Source organism: Gordonia sp. WA4-43, from assembly GCF_020520305.1.
Classification (GTDB): Bacteria; Actinomycetota; Actinomycetes; order Mycobacteriales; family Mycobacteriaceae; genus Gordonia; species Gordonia hongkongensis.
The window spans coordinates 1,869,638-1,887,062 of the sequence record NZ_CP084736.1 but is presented as its reverse complement, the minus strand read 5'-3'; the positions used below and the strand labels follow the sequence as shown (position 1 = coordinate 1,887,062).

Genomic DNA, 17,425 nt, shown 5'->3' with positions numbered 1-17,425 from the left:
CAACAGATCACGGCGATTCAATCGGCTTCGGGACAATTCAGGAGGTAGTTGAATGTCCACAGTCATCCACCGCAAAGGCCAGCGCGAACCGAAGACCGCCGACCCACGGCCGACCGTGGAGGAGGGTCCCGCGCCCGACCGCCGATCAACCGAGAACGATTCCTACGATCCGGAGTTCGCCTTCGTCCGCCCACCGGGAACGGTGGACGCCGACGAGCCGGCCGAACCCACCGCGAAGGTCGTGTTCAGCGGCCGCAACGTCGAGATCCCCGACCACTACCGCATCTACGTCGGCGACAAACTCGCTCGTCTCGAGCGATTCGATCCGACCATCTACCGATTCGACGTCGAGCTGAACCACGAGCGCAACCGGAGACAGTCCAAGGTCTGTCAACAGGTGGAGATCACCGCGACGGGCAAGGGGCCGATCGTCCGGGCGCAGGCCTGCGGCGAGAACTTCTACGCCGCCCTCGAACACGCGCTCGACAAGGTCGAGTCCCGGCTGCGCCGCGTCAAGGACCGCCGGCGTGTCCACCACGGCAACCGTCGGCCGCTCTCGGTCGCCGAAGCCACCGAGATCGGAGCGCCGCCCCTCCGCGACAACCAGCTCTCCGTGGACGGTTTCGTCGGTGATCCGAACTCGACGGCGGCCGACTCCGCCGAACAGTGGGACGACGGCGTGGAGGAATACACACCCGGTCAGATCGTCCGCGTGAAGGAGCACACGGCCGTGCCGATGACCGTCGACGACGCGCTCTACGAGATGGAACTGGTCGGCCACGACTTCTTCCTGTTCCACGACAAGGAGACCGACAAGGCGTCCGTCGTCTATCGCCGGCACGCCTTCGACTACGGGCTCATCAGGTTGACCTGACGCCCGAGCGGGCCCCGCAGGCGGTCATCCGGTCGATGTCCGACGATCCGATCAGGGTCTGCTCAGCTCACCTCGGTACCATGGGATCCGGTCTGTGCGTTCGCGCGGGCCGGATTCCGTGTGTTTTCTACAGGTGAGGGACTCGATCCACGGTGCTGAACAAGCTGTTGCGTGTCGGCGAAGGCCGCATGGTCAAGCGACTCGATGCGATCGCATCGCACGTCGAGACGCTGTCCGATGACGTCGAGGCGTTGACCGACGCCGAGTTGCGTGCCAAGACAGACGAGTTCAAAGAGCGCATCGCCGACGGGGCGTCGCTCGACGAGCTGCTGCCCGAGGCCTTCGCGGTCGCCCGCGAGGCGGCGTGGCGAGTGCTCGACCAGAAGCACTTCCACGTGCAGATCATGGGCGGGGCGGCGCTGCACTACGGGAACATCGCCGAGATGAAGACCGGTGAGGGCAAGACGCTCACCTGTGTGCTCCCGGCCTACCTCAACGCGCTCTCCGGCGACGGCGTGCACGTGGTCACCGTCAACGACTACCTGGCCAAGCGCGACTCCGAGTGGATGGGCCGCGTGCACCGGTTCCTCGGTCTCGACACCGCCGTCATCCTCACCGGCATGAGCTCGGCCGCGCGGCGCGAGGCCTACGCCGCCGACATCACCTACGGCACGAACAACGAATTCGGCTTCGACTACCTGCGCGACAACATGGCGCACTCGCTCGAGGACCTCGTCCAGCGCGGCCACTCGTACGCGATCGTCGACGAGGTCGACTCGATCCTCGTCGACGAGGCCCGTACCCCGTTGATCATCTCCGGCCCCGCCGAGGGGTCGAGCAAGTGGTACACCGAGTTCGCGCGGATCGCCCCGCTGCTCGAGCGCGACGTGCACTACGAGGTCGACATCAAGAAGAAGACCGTCGGTGTCCACGAGGCCGGCGTCGAGTTCGTCGAGGACCGCCTCGGCATCGACAACCTCTACGAGGCCGCCAACTCGCCCCTGGTCAGCTACCTGAACAACGCGATCAAGGTCAAGGAGCTGTTCCAGCGCGACAAGGACTACATCGTCCGCAACGGCAACGTCATGATCGTCGACGAGTTCACCGGCCGCGTGCTCGACGGGCGTCGCTTCAACGAGGGCCTGCACCAGGCCATCGAGGCGAAAGAGGGCGTCGAGATCAAGGCCGAGAACCAGACGCTCGCCACGATCACACTGCAGAACTACTTCCGCCTCTACGAGAAGCTGTCCGGGATGACCGGTACCGCCGAGACCGAGGCCGCCGAGTTCGACCAGATCTACAAGCTCGGGGTGCTGCCGATCCCGACCAACAAGCCGATGATCCGCAAGGACCAGGGTGACCTGATCTACAAGACCGAGGAGGCGAAGTTCGCCGCGGTCGTCGACGACGTCACCGAGCGCCATGCGACGGGTCAGCCTGTCCTGATCGGTACGACCAGCGTCGAGCGTTCGGAATACCTCTCCCGCCAGCTCAAGAAGCGCGAGATCCCGCACAGCGTCCTGAATGCGAAGTTCCACGAGCAGGAAGCGCAGATCATCGCCGAGGCGGGTCGGCTCGGCGCGGTCACCGTGGCCACCAACATGGCCGGTCGCGGTACCGACGTCGTGCTCGGCGGCAACCCCGACATCATCGCCGACACCCGGCTTCGCAAGGCCGGTCTCGACCCGGTGCAGACCCCCGACGAGTACGAGGCCGCGTGGGACGAGGCCATCGAGGTCGCCCGCACCGACGCCGCGAAGGAGGCCGAGGAGGTCCGCGCGGCCGGCGGTCTGTACGTGCTGGGCACCGAACGCCACGAGTCACGCCGTATCGACAACCAGCTGCGCGGCCGTTCCGGCCGCCAGGGCGACCCGGGTGAGTCGCGGTTCTACCTGTCGGTCGCCGACGAGCTCATGCGTCGATTCAACGGCGGTGCGCTCGAGGCGATCATGAACCGGCTGCCCGACGACGTCCCCATCGAGGCGAAGATGGTGACCAAGGCGATCCGCAGCGCGCAGACGCAGGTCGAGCAGCAGAACTTCGAGATGCGCAAGAACGTGCTCAAGTACGACGAGGTGATGAACGAGCAGCGCAAGGTCATCTACGCCGAGCGCCGCACCATCCTCGAGGGCGAGGATCACCACGAGCAGGTCAAGCAGATGGTCGACGACGTCGTCGGGGCCTACGTCGACGGTGCGACCGCCGAGGGTTACGCCGAGGACTGGGATCTCGACGAGCTGTGGACCGCACTGCGTGCGCTGTACCCGATCGAGCTCGATCCGAAGGATGTCGTCGGTGAGTCCGAATACGGCGAGCGCGATGACATCTCGGCCGACGAGCTGCGCGAGAAGCTCGTCGCCGACGCGCGCGCCGCGTACGACACCCGTGAGAAGCAGATCGACGCGATCGCCGGCGAGGGCGCGATGCGACAGCTCGAACGGAGCGTGTTGCTGAGCGTGCTCGACCGCAAGTGGCGCGACCACCTGTACGAGATGGACTACCTGCGCGAGGGCATCCACCTGCGTTCGATGGCCCAGCGTGACCCGGTCGTCGAGTACCAGCGCGAGGGCTTCGACATGTTCCACGGCATGCTCGAGGGCTTGAAGGAAGAGACGCTGAGCATCCTGTTCAACGCGCAGGTGCAGACACAGCAGCCGGCGGCCGAGCAACCGCTCCCGAGTGCTGCCGACCTGCGCGCGGCCGTGGGCGCGGGTGCCCCGGCACCGGTGCCCGCTCCCGCTCCGGCCGCCGACTCCGGTGCTCAGGCCCCGGCCGCCCTGCGGGCCCCGACTCAGTCGGCGGACGCGGCGGTCACATACTCGGGCCCGGGCGAGGGCGGCGGTACGGTCGTGCACTCCGAGGAGGAGGAGCTCTCGGGCGCCGCGGAATCCGCCAGCCGTCGCGAGCGCCGCGCCGCGGCCCGCGCCACCACCAAGGGGTCCCGGCCGAAGCCGCCGAAGTCCAAGAAGCAGCGCCGCTGACCGGCGCCCCAAGCGGGTGCCGCCACCAGCAGTGACCGCCGACGGTCGGTCCCGGAGAAGTCCGGGACCGACCGTCGACGTTTTTCTCGGATTCGATGGAACCGGGACGCCGCCCCGTGCGTCCAAATCCCATGCGTCCACTCCTGGCGGGTCCTGAACTCGCACCCACGAGCACGTCGCGGCCGCACGGATCGCGGCCGTCGCAGCAGACACCGCGGGTCCGGGTTCGTCCGGCGCCGCCGTACGAGCCCGCCGGTCCGGTGGTGGCAGCACCGCACGGCCTCGCGACTCCGACGGCCATCCGGCCGTTCCCGGGGTCGGCTCCGGGTGCCGGTTCGGCGCGCAAGACCGCGGTCGCCGCGGCCGAGGCCCGCCGCTTCACCGTTGCGGTGTCCCGGCTGCTGTTCGAGGTGGTCGATCGGCGTCGCTCGGTCGCGCACCTCGGCGACGTCGTGTCGCCGGCGATCGCCGACCAGGTCGCAGCCCTCGTCCGGCACGACGCCTTCCGGATTCCGGAGTCGACCGGAACCGGGACGCCGGGGACCGTATCGACGCCGGTGGCGCAGATGTCGACCGGGAATGTGCTGCGGCGCGTGCACGTCCAGGTGTGCGATCCCAGCGCCGCAGAAGTGTTCGGCTCGTACGAGGGGGGTGGGCGGACCCGGGCGTTCGCGGGCCGCATCGAGCGCAAGCCGATCCGGGTCCGTGGCGCCGCGGACCCAGGCCGGCGATCGTTGGGTCGAGTGGAATACCGGTGGCAGCTGGTGGCCCTCGAGTTCGGCTGACGGGTAGCTCCTGCGCAGACCACGGAAATCCGCGTCGACGGCTACGATCGGCGTCGTGGTCACCCGTCTGTCGCCCCGCGACGCGATGTACTACTTCCTCGACGATTCGCGGTCCACGACCCACCTCGGGGCGTTGCTGATCGTCGATCCCGCGGCCGCGCAGGCGACCTCGGAGAACGCCGAATCGGGCGACACCGGATCCGAAGCGTCCGACGCGGCCAGGCGAGCGTCCCGGCAGTCGACGCTCGACTACGCGGGTCTGGTCTCGCTGGTCGAGAACCGCCTTCAACTCATCCCGCGGTATCGCCAGGTCGTCCGCGAGGTGACGCTCGGGCTCGCGCGCCCGGTCTGGGTCGACGACCCCGACTTCGACATCAACTTCCACATCCGTCGCGCGGGTCTGCCGCGGCCCGGTGGAGCCGTCGACGTCGACGAACTCGTCGCCCGGGTGATGTCGCGGCCGCTCGACCGCACGCGACCGCTCTGGGAGATGTATCTCATCGAGGGTCTCGCCGACGGCCGACTCGCGATCCTGACCAAGTCGCACCGATGCCTCATCGATGATGCGGGCAGCCGGGAGATCAGTGAGGTCATCTGCGACGACACCGAGACAGCGGAACCGCTGCCGGAGGAGTTGTGGATGCCGGGCAGGCCGCCGGGCGGCACCCATCTCGTCGCCGGTGCCCTCGCCGAGGCGCTCGCGCGTCCGGGCGACCTCGTGGACACGGTGCTCCACGGCAACGGAATCGTGTCCGAGATGCGGTCCGCCGTCGGCACGACCGTGCGGCGCGTGGGGGACGTGGTGTCGCAACTGACCGATTCGGCGCCACGCAGTCCGTTGAACAACGCGGGCACCACCACCCGGTCCTTCACCACCGTCGCACTGCCGCGACGGGGGTGCGCAAAGGTCGCCGAGCATCACGGTTGCACCATCAACGACGTCGAGCTGGCCATCATCTCCGGCGTCATGCGCAAGTGGATGCTGTCGTTCGATCCGGCCGAGGTCCCTGCCGACACCGTGCGGGTCGTCGTGCCGCTGTCAGCACGCGACCCGGGTGTCGAGCGCACGGCCGAGCCGGAACCCGGGTGGATCGGGGTCGGCAAACCGAGTTTCGTCACCGATCTGCCGGTGGGGGAGAGTAATCCGGCCGTTCGGCTGGCGCAGGTGGCCGGCCTGGCCGACCGATATGCGCAGTCGCCGCGCCGGATGACTCTCGGTCCCAGCCCGCTCTTCCCCGAACTGGGTGTGGTGCCGTTCCCGGAGATCAGCTCTCGGGCGTTCCGGTCGCTGAACAGCCGTGCGTACAACGTGCCGGTGGCGATGAGCACGTCGCCGGTGCCGGACCGTTTCGTCCTCGGCGCACCGGTGCGCCAGGTCTTCTCGATTCCCACCCTCGTGTCGCAGCGTGCGCTGGCGATCAGCGTCGTCGAGTACCGTGACCATCTGCACTTCGCCTTCGTCGCCGACCGCGGAGTCATCGCCGATCTGCCCGCGATGGCCGACTACGTCTTCGAGTCCCACGAAGAGTTGACCCAGAAGAGTTGACCCAGAAGAGCTGACCCAGAAGAGCTGACCCAGCCCCACCGCTGGCCGAACGGGAGTAGTTGACGAATGAGGGTGTACCTGCCGGCGACATTGGCGATGCTGTTGCGGCTCGATGCCGACGGCGAGTTCCGTCCGCTGGGCGGCACGGGCTTCGCCCTGACGCCCGCGCTGCGTGAGGCCTTCGTCTCCGGGGATGACGAGGAGCTGTCCGAGGTCGCGCTGCGCGAGGCCGCGCGTGCGTCGCTGCGCCTGCTCGCCGGGGAGGCCCCGGAGGCCGGCGACCGCGAGTCCGAGTCCGAACTGGTCGCCGACGAGGCGGTCACCGACCCCGCGGACACCCCGCGTCTGCCGCCCCGGCGCGTGGTCGTCGCGGCCGACGTGGCGGACGTGACACTGCGTCCCGACCTGGACGACGCGGTGGTCAAGATCGCCGGGCCCGTCCCGGTGTCGGCGATCGCGTCGGTGCATGTCGACGTCGCCGAGGCGGAGCCGAAGGTCCGTGCGGCCGTGGTGGTCATCGACGCCGCCGACATGGGTGACCTCGATGCCGAACTCGCGGTCGGCGACGTCGAGGACTTCGATCTCGCGTGGTACGCGACTCAGGAACTGCCGTTCCTCCTCGAGCTGCTCTGAACCGAACCACTAACCTACGGTTGCGTAGGTTATGGTGGCTCCGACACGTTCCCCGACGTCGAAGGCGGTAAGTGAGATGGGTTTGCTCGAGAGGTTCGAGGAACCGGTTTCCGGCGTCGCGGCCTGCAGCCGCGGCTCGCAGTGGGCCCGCGCCGCGCTCACCCGGATCACGACGCCGCTCCTGCCCGACGACTATCTCCACCTGGCGAATCCGTTGTGGTCGGCCCGCGAGCTGCGCGGCAAGGTCGTCTCGGTGACCAAGGAGACCGAGGACACCGCGACGATCCGCATCCGACCCGGTTGGGGCTTCTCGTTCGACTACGCCCCGGGTCAGTACATCGGCATCGGCGTCCTGATGGAGGGCCGCTGGGCGTGGCGTTCCTATTCGCTGACCTCGACCCCCGACTCGTCGGCGAACGACAAGACGATCTCGATCACGGTCAAGGCGATGCCCGAGGGCTTCTTGTCCAGTCACCTGGTCAACGGTCTCCGGCCCGGCACGGTCGTCCGGCTCGCCGCACCGCGCGGGGAGTTCGTGCTGCCGGACCCGTTGCCGGCGAAGGTTCTCTTCATGACCGCCGGAAGCGGACTCACGCCCATCATCTCGATGCTGCGCACCGCACGACACCGCGACCAGCGCACCGACATCACACTCGTGCACTCGACGCCCACGCCGGCCGATCTGCTCTTCGCCGACGAACTCCGAGACGTGGCGGACAGCGGCGTCGTCGACCTGCACGTGCAGTACACGCGAACCGACGGGCAGATCACTCCCGACGTGCTGCCGTCCCTCTGCGCCGACTGGCGCGAACGTCAGACCTGGGCGTGCGGACCCGCCGGGTTCCTCGACGGCCTGCAGCGCCTCTACGCGGAGGCGCACCTGACCGAGCAGTTGCACATCGAGCGGTTCGCCCTCGAACGCGGCGTCGTCGGGGCCCAGGGCGGCACCGTCACGTTCTCGCGGTCCGGGAAGTCGGCGGTCGTCGACGGTGCGACCACGTTGCTCGAGGCGGGGGAGACCGCGGGCGCGATGATGCCGTTCGGATGCCGGATGGGGATCTGCCAGAGCTGCGTGGTCATGCTCGACAAGGGATGCGTGCGCGACCTGCGTTCGGGCGTCGAACACGTCGAGGGCGAGCGCATCCAGACCTGTGTTTCCGCCGCGGCGGGGGACTGCACCCTCGCCGTCTGAGCAGCGTCTTCGTCTCGTGTGGCTCGCGCGCATCGGTGAGCCGGTAGGGTGAACGACGTGCGTGGCGAGAGGAATCTGTTCTGTGGAAACGCCGGCGAAGGCACCAGTGACCGCTGAGGTCCCGGTCCCCAGCGAGATCCCCGTCCTGAGCGACGGAGGCGTCACCCTGCGGCCGCATGAGCCCCACGACCTCGACCGCATGGTCGAACTCGCGGCGGACCCGGCCATGATGCGGTGGACCCCGATACCGGCGCCCTACAGTCGTGCGGCAGCCGAGCGTTTCGCCCTCGATTACGCGCCGCGTAGCTGGGCGAAGGGCACCCGGATGTTGTGGGCCGTCGAATTCGACGGCCGGTTCGTCGGCACCGTCGACATCGAGGGCGAGGGACCACTCACCCGACTCAGCTACGACCTGCACCCCGACGCCCGAGGGTGGGGGGTGATGAAGCGCGCCGTCCTGCTGGCCGTCAACTACGCGTTCACCGAGGCGGACAAAGAGGTCGTCCGATGGACGACCGTCGCCGGCAACATCGACGCGCTGCGGGTGGCCCACTCCTGCGGTTTCCGTCTCGACGCCGCGGTCCCCAACGGCATCGAGGTGCGCGGTCACATACGCGACGCCTGGGTGGGATCGCTGCACGCAGGCGATCCTCAGCATCCCAAGACCGATTGGCGGACAGACGTGTTCGAGACCGAGCGCTTCCGCCTGCGGCCGCTCGCGGAGACCGACGATCCGCGCATCCGGGAGACGCTCGACGACCCGGTGTCGCGCAAGTATCTGTTCGCGCGCCCCGATCCGCTGGAACTCGAACACGCTGCGGCCGAACGCCTCCGCAAGTGGTGGACGGCCGCGCAGGGCACGACATGCACTTGGGCGGTGGCGGATCGCGAGACCGACGACTACCTGGGCGACATCACCCTGCTGCACATCGACGAGGTCACCGGCGCCGAGGCGGGTTTCTACACCCACCCCGAGGCCCGCGGCAAAGGCGTTTTGGGCGAAGCATTTCCGGCTGCGGTCCGGTACGCCTTCGACAAGCTGGGGTTCCGCCGCCTCACCCTCTTCGCCGCCGACAGCAACGAGGGCAGCAAGAAGCTCGCCCGCATCGCCGGCTTCCGCGAGTTCGGCACACAGAAACTCGCCGCCCGGTCCGACGGCGTCTTCGAGGACCTCGTGGGATTCGAGCTGTTCCGCGACGACTACGAGGCCGACCGCAAGGACTGACTGGTCCCGCCCCGTCGACCATCCTGTGTCTCGCGTCGATTGTGCAGCTTCCTCGCCGGCACGGAACCCGTTCCGTTGATCGGTTGAGTCCCGGTTCGTCACACTCACTGGACACGACGCCGTCGCCAACCTACGCTTGCGTAAGTTACGGAAACGTAGGCGTAGGCAGTGGTCGACACGCGCACCTCGAAGTCGCGCCATCGACCGACCACCGGCGAAGGGAACCACACGTATGGCGATCTCTGACATCCCCGAATACGCGCACCTGACCGAGTCCGACGTGGCCGCATTGGGAGCCGAACTCGACGCGATCCGCGCCGACATCGAAGCCGACCGTGGTGAGCGGGATGCGCGGTACCTGCGCAACACGATCCGGTTCCAGCGCGGGCTGGAGGTCACCGGCCGCGCCCTGCTGTTCGGTTCGACTCGGAAGTCGGCCTGGTGGGCGGGTGCGTGCGCCCTCGGCGTCGCGAAGATCGTCGAGAACATGGAGCTCGGGCACAACGTGATGCACGGGCAGTGGGACTGGATGAACGACCCGGAGGTGCACAGCACCACCTGGGAGTGGGACAACACCGACCCGTCGGCGCACTGGAAGCACACCCACAACTACATCCATCACAAGTACACGAACGTGCTGGGCATGGACGACGATGTGGGCTACGGACTGCTGCGCGTCACGCGCGATCAGCGGTGGCGTCCGTTCAACTACGGAAATCTCGTCTACAACACGATTCTCGCGCTCGCCTTCCAATACGGGGTCGCCGTGCAGCATCTCGAGCTGGGCAAGAAGCGCAAGACCCCGGAGGCCCAGGAAGAGTTCCGGCGCAATCGCAACGAGGTCCTGTCGAAGATCGGCAAGCAGGTCGCCAAGGACTACCTCGCGTACCCGGCGCTGGTCAGTGCCGCCACCGGGCACAAGGTCGGGTACGGCCGCGCGTACGCCAAGGCTGCGACCGCGACCGCGCTCGGCAACGTCATCCGCAACGTGTGGAGCAACGCAGTCATCTTCTGCGGTCACTTCCCGGACGGCGCGGAGAAGTTCACCAAGCAGGACATCGACAACGAGACGCAGGCGGAGTGGTACCTGCGCCAGATGCTCGGCAGCGCCAACTTCGACGCCGGATTCCCGCTGGCCTTCATGAGCGGGAACCTGTCGTACCAGATCGAGCACCATATCTTCCCCGATCTCCCCAGCAACCGGTACGCCGAGATCGCGGTGCGCGTGCGGGCCCTGTGCGACAAGTACGACCTCCCGTACACCTCGGGTCCGTTCCCGGTGCAGTACGCGAAGGCGTGGCGGACCATCGCCAAGCTCTCGTTGCCGGACAAGTACCTGTCGGCGACCGCGGACGACGCACCCGAGACCGCTTCCGAACGCCGCTTCAAGCAGGGCCTGCCGGAAGGTGCGCGTCTGCAGGCGACGATCGACGAGACGACCGGCGCGCGCCGGGGACTCCGCTCGGCCATTGCGTCGCTCCGCTCCCGGCGGCGAGACCAGGGTTCGCTCCGCTCGCTTCGTTCCCGAATCGGTGTCGATACGTCGGCCGCCCGCTCCGACGAGCAGGCCGCCTGATCGGCGCAGGTCAGACGGCCGGCACACATCGAGACCAAGGCAGTGGCCCCGACAGGGGCATAATGAGGCGCAATGGCAATCACTGATATCAACGAGTACGCGCACCTGACCGACGCCGACGTGGAAGCACTCGGTGCCGAGCTCGACGCGCTCCGCCGTGAGATCGAGGCGGACCGCGGCATGCGCGACGTCCGGTATCTGCGGCGCACCATCTTGGCGCACCGTGCTCTCGAGGTCGCGGGCCGCGCGGCTCTCATGGGCAGCCGTTCCCGGCCGCTCTGGCTGCTGGGCACCGGAGCGCTCGCGCTGTCGAAGATCATCGAGAACATGGAGCTCGGGCACAATGTGATGCACGGGCAGTGGGACTGGATGAACGACCCGGAGGTCCACTCGACCACCTGGGAGTGGGACATGGTGTGCGCGGCGCCGCACTGGAAGCACTCCCACAACTACATCCATCACAAGTACACCAACGTCCTCGACATGGACCACGACGTCGGTTACAAGACGTTGCGGGTCACGCGGGACGAACCGTGGGAGCCCAAGCAGCTCCTCCAGCCGGTCACCAACATCCTGCTCGCGGCGCTGTTCGAGTGGGGCATCGGTTTGCACGACCTCGACATCAAGGACGCGATCTCGGGGAAGAAGCCCAAAGAGGTCGCGATCCCGCAGCTGAAGGTGTTCGCGCGCAAGGTCGGCAAGCAGTTGGCCAAGGACTATGTCCTGTTCCCCGCGCTGTCGGGACCGAATTTTAAGCACACGCTGACCGCGAACCTCAGTGCCAATCTGATCCGCAACGTGTGGGCCTACGTCGTCATCTTCTGTGGTCATTTCCCGGACGGCGCGGAGAAGTTCACCGCGGAGTCGCTCGAGAACGAGACGCAGGGCCAGTGGTACCTGCGCCAGATGCTCGGTACGGCGAACTTCGACGCCGGGCCCGCGATGGCCTTCTTCAGCGGGAATCTCTGCTACCAGATCGAACACCATCTGTACCCGGACCTGCCGAGCAACCGGTACGCGGAGATCGCGGTGCGGGTGCGCGCGCTGTGCGACAAGTACGATCTGCCCTACACCACGGGATCGATTGTGCTGCAGTATCTTCAGACGCTGCGCACGATCAACAAGCTGGCCCTGCCCGACTCGTTTCTGCGCGACACCGCCGATGATGCCCCGGAAACCGCGTCGGAGCGGCGTTTCGCCGGGATGACCCCCCGCGCCGCCGGCCTCAAGACCGCGATCCGCGAGCTGCGCGCCCGGCGTCGCCGGCGGTAGCACGCCACTCGGTCACTCCGCTGTCCGTGGCTCCTCGGACGCGTCGCCCTCACCGCCGCTGACCGCCACCAGGAGGTGGCGCACGGCCATCGCGCGACGATACGAGTGACCGGTCAGCTCGTCGAGCTTGCATTCTGGATCGGCCGGTGGACCCAGATGTGTACAGCCGCGGGGACATTCCTCGATGGCGGCGTGCAGATCGTCGAAGGCGGCGACGATGTCGTCGGGTCCGACGTGCGCGAGTCCGAACGATCGGATGCCGGGGGTGTCGATGACCCAGCCACGCGGGCCGGCGTCATCGGGCAGGGCCAACGCCACCGACTGGGTGGACGTGTGCCGGCCCTTGCCCACTCCCGACACCACGCCGGTCGCCCGATATGCGTCCGGGACGAGACGATTGACCAGAGTGGACTTGCCCACCCCGGAGTGGCCGATGAACGCGGTGATCCGACCGCGCAACGTCGACAGGATCTCGTCGAGCGGGTCGTCGCGGCCCGCGCACACCACCGGCAGGTCGAGATCGGCAAAGGCCGCGGTGAATTCGGCGGGATCGGCGAGATCCGATTTCGTCAGGCACAGAATGGGGGACAGGCCGCCCACATAGGCCGCGGCCAGTGCGCGTTCGACGAATCCGGTGCGCGGCGGCGGATCCGCCATGGCGGTCACGATGAGGAGCGCATCGGCATTCGCCACGACGATCCGCTCGTAGGGATCGGAGTCATCGGCGGTGCGGCGCAACACCGTTCGACGATCGGCCACCCGGACGATGCGCGCCAGCGTGTCGGGCCGGCCGGACAGGTCGCCCACCACCGACACGTCGTCGCCGACGACGATCGGGGTGCGACCCAGTTCGCGGGCGCGCATCGCGACGACGCGCCGATCCGGGTCGCCGTCGAGCACCACGCCCCAGCGACCGCGATCGACCGAGACCACCATGCCCTGCTCGGCGTCGTCGTGCGACGGTCGCGTCTTGGTGCGCGGTCGGGTGCCCTTCCCGGGACGGACCCGGACGTCGGATTCGTCGTAGCTCGCCGCGCGGCGACTCAACGGCGCGCCTGTCCTCGAGAGCTCATGCGCGCCCCAGCATCTGCTGCCACATCCCCGGGAAGTCCGGCAGCGTCTTGCTCGTCGTCTCGATGTCGGCGACCACCACACCGGGTGTCACCAGGCCGACAATTGCTCCGGCGGTGGCCATCCGGTGGTCGGCGTAGGACTCCCAGGTACCCCCGCGTAACGGGGAACCGGCGGTGCCGGTGATGCGCAGTCCGTCGCCGGTTTCGGCGCATGTCCCACCCAGGCGGGTGATCTCGGTGGTGAGCGCGGCGAGCCGGTCGGTCTCGTGGCCGCGGAGATGGGCGATTCCGGACAGCACCGACTCCCCGTCGGCGAGCGCGCACAGCGCGGCGATGGTGGGGGTGAGTTCACCGATGTCGCGGAGGTCGAGGTCGACGGCCTTGAGTACCGCGGGTCCGCGAACCGACAGCGTGCCGTCGAGATGCTCGACGGCACAACCCATCGCGGCGAGGACGTCCGCGATCCGTGCACCGGGCTGGGTGGTCACGGCGGGCCAGTACGGCACCCGCACGGTACCGCCGGTGACGGCGGCCGCGGCGAGGAACGCGGCCGCATTCGACAGGTCGGGCTCGACCGTCCAGTCGACGGCCGCGATCGGTCCCGGGGCAACGCGCCAGACATTCGGTTCGGAGGTGTCGACGACGACGCCGGCCGTCGCCAGCATCTCCACGGTCATGTCGATGTGCGGGGTCGACGGGACGGCCGCGCCGACATGCCGGACCACGACGCCGGCGTCGAAACGCGCCGCCGAGAGCAGGAGCCCCGATACGAACTGCGATGACCCGGATGCGTCGATGGTGACCTCGCCGCCGGGCACGGTGCCGGTGGCGTCGATGGTGAACGGCAATCGATCGCCGTCGACGGCGACACCCAGCCCGCGCAACGCGTCGAGGATGGTGGTCTGCGGCCGTTCGCGCGCGTGGGGATCGCCGTCGAAGACCACGCGCCCGGTGGCCAGGGCCGCGGCCGGCGGCAGGAACCGCATCACGGTCCCGGCGAGGCCGCAGTCGATCGCGGCACCCCGCAGGGGTCCGGGCACGATCGAGACCGTGGTCTCGCTCGCGGGGTCGATGCGGATCTCGGCGCCCAGGGCCTCGAGCGCGGCGAGCATCAGGTTCGTGTCGCGGCTCCGGAGGGTTCCACGGACGGTCGACGGCCCGTCGGCGAGGGCGGCGAGGACGAGAGCGCGGTTGGTGATCGACTTGGAACCCGGCAACTCCACGGTTGCATCCAGGCCGCCTCCGGCGGGGGCATCGCGGCCGCCTTCGGTGATCGTCGGCGCGTTCCAGGAACTCATGGCGTCCAGTCTGTCATGGGGTGCTCACGTTCCCCGGCGCCGATGGGCCGTCCACGGCGATGGGATCCCGATCTATCGCGTGTCCTTGCGCAGCGGGTGATCGGCGGGGATCTGGACGACGATCAGGGTCCGGCCGTCGGGATCGGTCGCGTGCATCTCGATGAGACCCCACGGCTCGGTGCGCGGCTCGCGGGTCACGGGAACGCCACGGTCGCGGAACTCGTCGGCGACGGCCTCGGCATCCCGGACCTGAAGCCAGAGAACCGAATCGCTGGACGGGGCCGGCTCGTCGGTCTTCATGTGCGACGAGATCTCGATGAGCCCGTTGCCGGCGAAGAACACGACACCACCCGGATACTCGCGGTGGACCGGCAGACCGAGCCGCTCGCGGTAGAACGACTGCAGGCGTTCGGGGTCGGCCGAGAGCAGGAGCACCCGGCTGGCCAGGACCTCCATCTACTGCCCCTCGGTGGTGCCGGCGGAGCCGCCCAGGGCGTGTCCGCGGTTGAGGTCGCTCCCGTGGCTCGCGGCCTCGTACGCGGCCCGTTCGCGGGCCAGCCGTTCCGTCTCGCCGATGGGCGTCGAATCGCCGAACGCGAACGCGGAATCGTGCGGCCACTCGTGCGGGAGGTCGGGGTCGACGATGCGCCCGTCGTCGTCGATCGGCTCGGGATCAGAACTGGGGGACATGGGTTCCACGATAGGCCGAACCGGGCGCGGTGCGCGGGATTCGGGAGCGGCCCGACCGTTGCGCGATCGTGCGGTCGTCGCAGTACAAACGCAAGGTCGGCGGCCTACCGTTGTCGTCGGGGTCGGGCGTTTCGTACGCGATCACCGGGAGGGATCATGACCAGCATCGAGCACCGAACCGAACACCGCGCCTTCGCCGAACCCGACGAGGTGCGCACCTTCGGGCACGGGCAGGTGGAGCTACTCACCGTTGGGACGTCGGACATCGGCCGGCTGACCCTGGAACCGGGCTGGCGATGGTCGGTCGACGTCAAACCGATCGCCGGTACCGAACTGTGCGAGGCACCGCACTTCCAGTACCACGTGTCCGGGGTCATCCACGTCGTGATGGCCGACGGCACCGAGTTCGACGCCGGGCCGGGATCGATCACGTCCCTGCCGTCCGGCCACGACGCCTGGGTGGTCGGCGACGAACCCGTGGTCCTCGTGGACTTCTACGGCGCCAGCAACTACGCCAAACAGCAGACCGGGTGACGACCGACCACGGCCCGAACCGAACCCGTCACGAACCACGCCGCGAGAACCCGCCCGAGGTGTAGCCGTCCCAGGTGTCGAAGAGCCGCAACACCTTCGGGTCGCCGAGGCTCTTGATGTGATCGGCCAGGTCCTTGGGCGTGGCCGGATTGGTGACGATGAACGGGTGCAGCGACGCGTCGTGGTCGGCCAGATAGCGGAGCGTGTCGGCCGGGGTGTCGGGGTCGGCGGCCGCCAACGCGTCGCGCGGGTCGAAGGCGGCGGCGCGGACGCCGTCGGCGCCGGAGAGGTCGGTTGATCCGTCGGGTGCGCCGACCACCGCAATGTCGCCGGTGTTGTGGTAGTCGACCGGATCGGCGGAGACGCTGCGCGTGTTCAGCAGGAGGTTCAACACGATCGCGGTGAGCGCACCCGCCGAGATCCCCGAATGGAAGATGGTCTGGAACCAGTCGGGGAACTGGGCGTAGAGATCCAGGACCACGTTGACCGGCGCCTCGCCGAGTTCGCGGTCGGTGTAGTAGATCTTGGCCTCGGTCAGCATGGCGACACCGACGGAGATCGCGACGACCAGGACGTTCGTGTTGTTCAGCTTCGCCTTCGCGAGCGTCCGGATGCCGCTGGCCGCGACCATGCCGAACAGGGCGACGCCGGCGCCGCCGAGTACCGGCAGCGGTATGCCCTCGACGACGGCGGCCATCTTGGGGAGGAGGCCGAGAACGACCAGGATCACGCCGGCGCAGGTCGCGACGTGTCGCGTCTTGACCCCGGTGATCGCGACGAGGCCGACGTTTTGCGCGAAGGCCGTGTAGGGGAACGTGTTGAACACGCCGCCGAGTGCGGTGCCCAGGCCGTCGGCGCGCATCCCGTCGGCCAGCTTGCGCGGGGTGATCTTCTTGTCGACGATCTCGCCGACGGCGACGATGTCGCCGGTGGTTTCGGTCATGATCACGACGCCGACGATGATCATCGCGATGATGGCGCTGACCTCGAAGGTGGGTGCGCCGAACTGGAACGGCTGCGGGATGCCGACCCACGGGTACTCGCCGACCTGATCCCAGTGCGTCATGCCGAACGGGATCGCGATCAGGGTGCCGACCGCCAGGCCGAGCAGGATCGACACCCGGCGGATCGCCGCGGGGGCGAATCGTTCGATGCCGATGATGACGGCCAGGGTGAGGAATCCGAAGGCGATGTTCTTCGGGTCGCCGAAGTCGGGGCCCGCGGCGGTGCCGCCGCCGAACCAGCCGGCCGCCACCCGCATCAGGGACACCCCGATGATGAGGATGATCGTCCCGGTGACCAGCGGCGGGAAGAAGCGGATCAGTCTCCCGACGATCGGTGCGACGGCGATCATGAACAACCCGCACGCGATGACCGACCCGTAGATGGTGGTGATGCCGTACGAGGTCCCGATGGTGATCATCGGGCCGACCGCGGCGAAGGTGACGCCCTGCATCAGCGGGAGTCGGACCCCGAACCGCCAGAACCCCACGGCCTGCAAGATCGTCGCGATGCCCGCCACGAACAGGTCCGCCATGATCAGGTGGACGATGTCACCCTGCTCGAGTTGGCCGGCGCCGACCATCGCGCCGCCGACGATGAGGGGTACCGCGACGGCCCCGGCGTACATGGCCAGGACGTGCTGGAGGCCGAGCGGGAACAGCTTGATGAACGGCGGGATCTCGTCCACCGGATGTGCGGCGGACCTTCCGTTCTTGACGACATCGAGAACCGACATGGTCAGTG

The 17,425-nt window shown here is 68.3% G+C and carries 15 protein-coding genes; 10 read left to right on the top strand and 5 right to left on the bottom strand.

The window, feature by feature from the left end:
* Positions 1-52: 52 nt before the first annotated feature.
* The 9 genes from hpf (at position 53) to LEL84_RS08575 (ending at position 12,084) form a co-directional block, all read left to right on the top strand.
* Positions 53-874, top strand: coding sequence for a ribosome hibernation-promoting factor, HPF/YfiA family (hpf, locus tag LEL84_RS08615; protein WP_058251942.1), 822 nt, complete (start codon positions 53-55; stop codon positions 872-874).
* Positions 875-1,026: 152 nt separating this feature from the next.
* Entirely contained in the window at positions 1,027-3,855 is a 2,829-nt protein-coding gene (secA, locus tag LEL84_RS08610) for a preprotein translocase subunit SecA (protein WP_058251941.1), read from the top strand.
* A gap of 263 nt (positions 3,856-4,118) precedes the next feature.
* Positions 4,119-4,640 carry an Rv3235 family protein gene (locus LEL84_RS08605; protein WP_319005263.1) on the top strand — a complete coding sequence of 174 codons (522 nt, stop codon included), beginning with the start codon at positions 4,119-4,121 and terminating at the stop codon, positions 4,638-4,640.
* A 55-nt stretch (positions 4,641-4,695) separates the two neighbouring features.
* Complete coding sequence (locus LEL84_RS08600; protein WP_058251939.1) at positions 4,696-6,186, top strand: wax ester/triacylglycerol synthase domain-containing protein; 1,491 nt, start codon at positions 4,696-4,698, stop codon at positions 6,184-6,186.
* 66 nt (positions 6,187-6,252) lie between these two features.
* Positions 6,253-6,819: a DUF6912 family protein gene (locus LEL84_RS08595; protein WP_226513806.1), complete on the top strand. Its 567-nt coding sequence runs from the start codon at positions 6,253-6,255 to the stop codon at positions 6,817-6,819.
* Positions 6,820-6,895: 76 nt separating this feature from the next.
* The gene (locus tag LEL84_RS08590) at positions 6,896-8,011 is read left to right on the top strand and encodes a ferredoxin reductase (RefSeq protein WP_226513805.1); all 1,116 of its coding nucleotides are present in this window, start codon (positions 6,896-6,898) and stop codon (positions 8,009-8,011) included.
* A 106-nt stretch (positions 8,012-8,117) separates the two neighbouring features.
* Positions 8,118-9,236 (top strand): GNAT family N-acetyltransferase, encoded by a 1,119-nt coding sequence (locus tag LEL84_RS08585; protein WP_137810661.1) that lies wholly within the window; start codon positions 8,118-8,120, stop codon positions 9,234-9,236.
* A 232-nt stretch (positions 9,237-9,468) separates the two neighbouring features.
* Positions 9,469-10,812 (top strand): fatty acid desaturase family protein, encoded by a 1,344-nt coding sequence (locus LEL84_RS08580; protein WP_065631850.1) that lies wholly within the window; start codon positions 9,469-9,471, stop codon positions 10,810-10,812.
* Positions 10,813-10,884: 72 nt separating this feature from the next.
* Positions 10,885-12,084, top strand: a complete 1,200-nt coding sequence (locus tag LEL84_RS08575) for a fatty acid desaturase family protein (RefSeq protein ID WP_226513804.1) — start codon at positions 10,885-10,887, stop codon at positions 12,082-12,084.
* Positions 12,085-12,096: 12 nt separating this feature from the next.
* On the opposite strand, the gene rsgA is transcribed toward LEL84_RS08575, so the two are convergent.
* The 4 genes from rsgA to LEL84_RS08555 all read right to left on the bottom strand — a co-directional run bounded on the left by rsgA (position 12,097) and on the right by LEL84_RS08555 (position 15,145).
* Positions 12,097-13,131, bottom strand: coding sequence for a ribosome small subunit-dependent GTPase A (gene rsgA / locus LEL84_RS08570; protein ID WP_226513803.1), 1,035 nt, complete (start codon positions 13,129-13,131; stop codon positions 12,097-12,099).
* A gap of 22 nt (positions 13,132-13,153) precedes the next feature.
* The gene (aroA, locus tag LEL84_RS08565) at positions 13,154-14,455 is read right to left on the bottom strand and encodes a 3-phosphoshikimate 1-carboxyvinyltransferase (protein ID WP_226513802.1); all 1,302 of its coding nucleotides are present in this window, start codon (positions 14,453-14,455) and stop codon (positions 13,154-13,156) included.
* A gap of 72 nt (positions 14,456-14,527) precedes the next feature.
* Positions 14,528-14,911: a VOC family protein gene (locus tag LEL84_RS08560; protein WP_058251932.1), complete on the bottom strand. Its 384-nt coding sequence runs from the start codon at positions 14,909-14,911 to the stop codon at positions 14,528-14,530.
* A complete protein-coding gene (locus LEL84_RS08555) occupies positions 14,912-15,145 on the bottom strand; it encodes a hypothetical protein (protein ID WP_211538392.1) in 234 nt (77 codons plus the stop codon).
* A 156-nt stretch (positions 15,146-15,301) separates the two neighbouring features.
* Between LEL84_RS08555 and LEL84_RS08550 the strand changes: the two genes are divergently transcribed.
* Positions 15,302-15,679 carry a cupin domain-containing protein gene (locus tag LEL84_RS08550; protein ID WP_226513801.1) on the top strand — a complete coding sequence of 126 codons (378 nt, stop codon included), beginning with the start codon at positions 15,302-15,304 and terminating at the stop codon, positions 15,677-15,679.
* 28 nt (positions 15,680-15,707) lie between these two features.
* On the opposite strand, the gene LEL84_RS08545 is transcribed toward LEL84_RS08550, so the two are convergent.
* Positions 15,708-17,417, bottom strand: coding sequence for a nucleobase:cation symporter-2 family protein (locus tag LEL84_RS08545; RefSeq protein ID WP_226513800.1), 1,710 nt, complete (start codon positions 17,415-17,417; stop codon positions 15,708-15,710).
* Between the last annotated feature and the right edge of the window lie 8 nt (positions 17,418-17,425).

Coding starts and splice junctions, on each gene's coding strand:
- hpf (WP_058251942.1), top strand. CDS start 53: ATGTCCACAGTCATCCACCGCAAAGGCCAGCGCGAACCGAAGACCGCC.
- LEL84_RS08595 (WP_226513806.1), top strand. CDS start 6,253: ATGAGGGTGTACCTGCCGGCGACATTGGCGATGCTGTTGCGGCTCGAT.
- LEL84_RS08590 (WP_226513805.1), top strand. CDS start 6,896: ATGGGTTTGCTCGAGAGGTTCGAGGAACCGGTTTCCGGCGTCGCGGCC.
- LEL84_RS08580 (WP_065631850.1), top strand. CDS start 9,469: ATGGCGATCTCTGACATCCCCGAATACGCGCACCTGACCGAGTCCGAC.
- LEL84_RS08575 (WP_226513804.1), top strand. CDS start 10,885: ATGGCAATCACTGATATCAACGAGTACGCGCACCTGACCGACGCCGAC.
- aroA (WP_226513802.1), bottom strand. CDS start 14,455: ATGAGTTCCTGGAACGCGCCGACGATCACCGAAGGCGGCCGCGATGCC.
- LEL84_RS08560 (WP_058251932.1), bottom strand. CDS start 14,911: ATGGAGGTCCTGGCCAGCCGGGTGCTCCTGCTCTCGGCCGACCCCGAA.
- LEL84_RS08555 (WP_211538392.1), bottom strand. CDS start 15,145: ATGTCCCCCAGTTCTGATCCCGAGCCGATCGACGACGACGGGCGCATC.
- LEL84_RS08550 (WP_226513801.1), top strand. CDS start 15,302: ATGACCAGCATCGAGCACCGAACCGAACACCGCGCCTTCGCCGAACCC.
- LEL84_RS08545 (WP_226513800.1), bottom strand. CDS start 17,417: ATGTCGGTTCTCGATGTCGTCAAGAACGGAAGGTCCGCCGCACATCCG.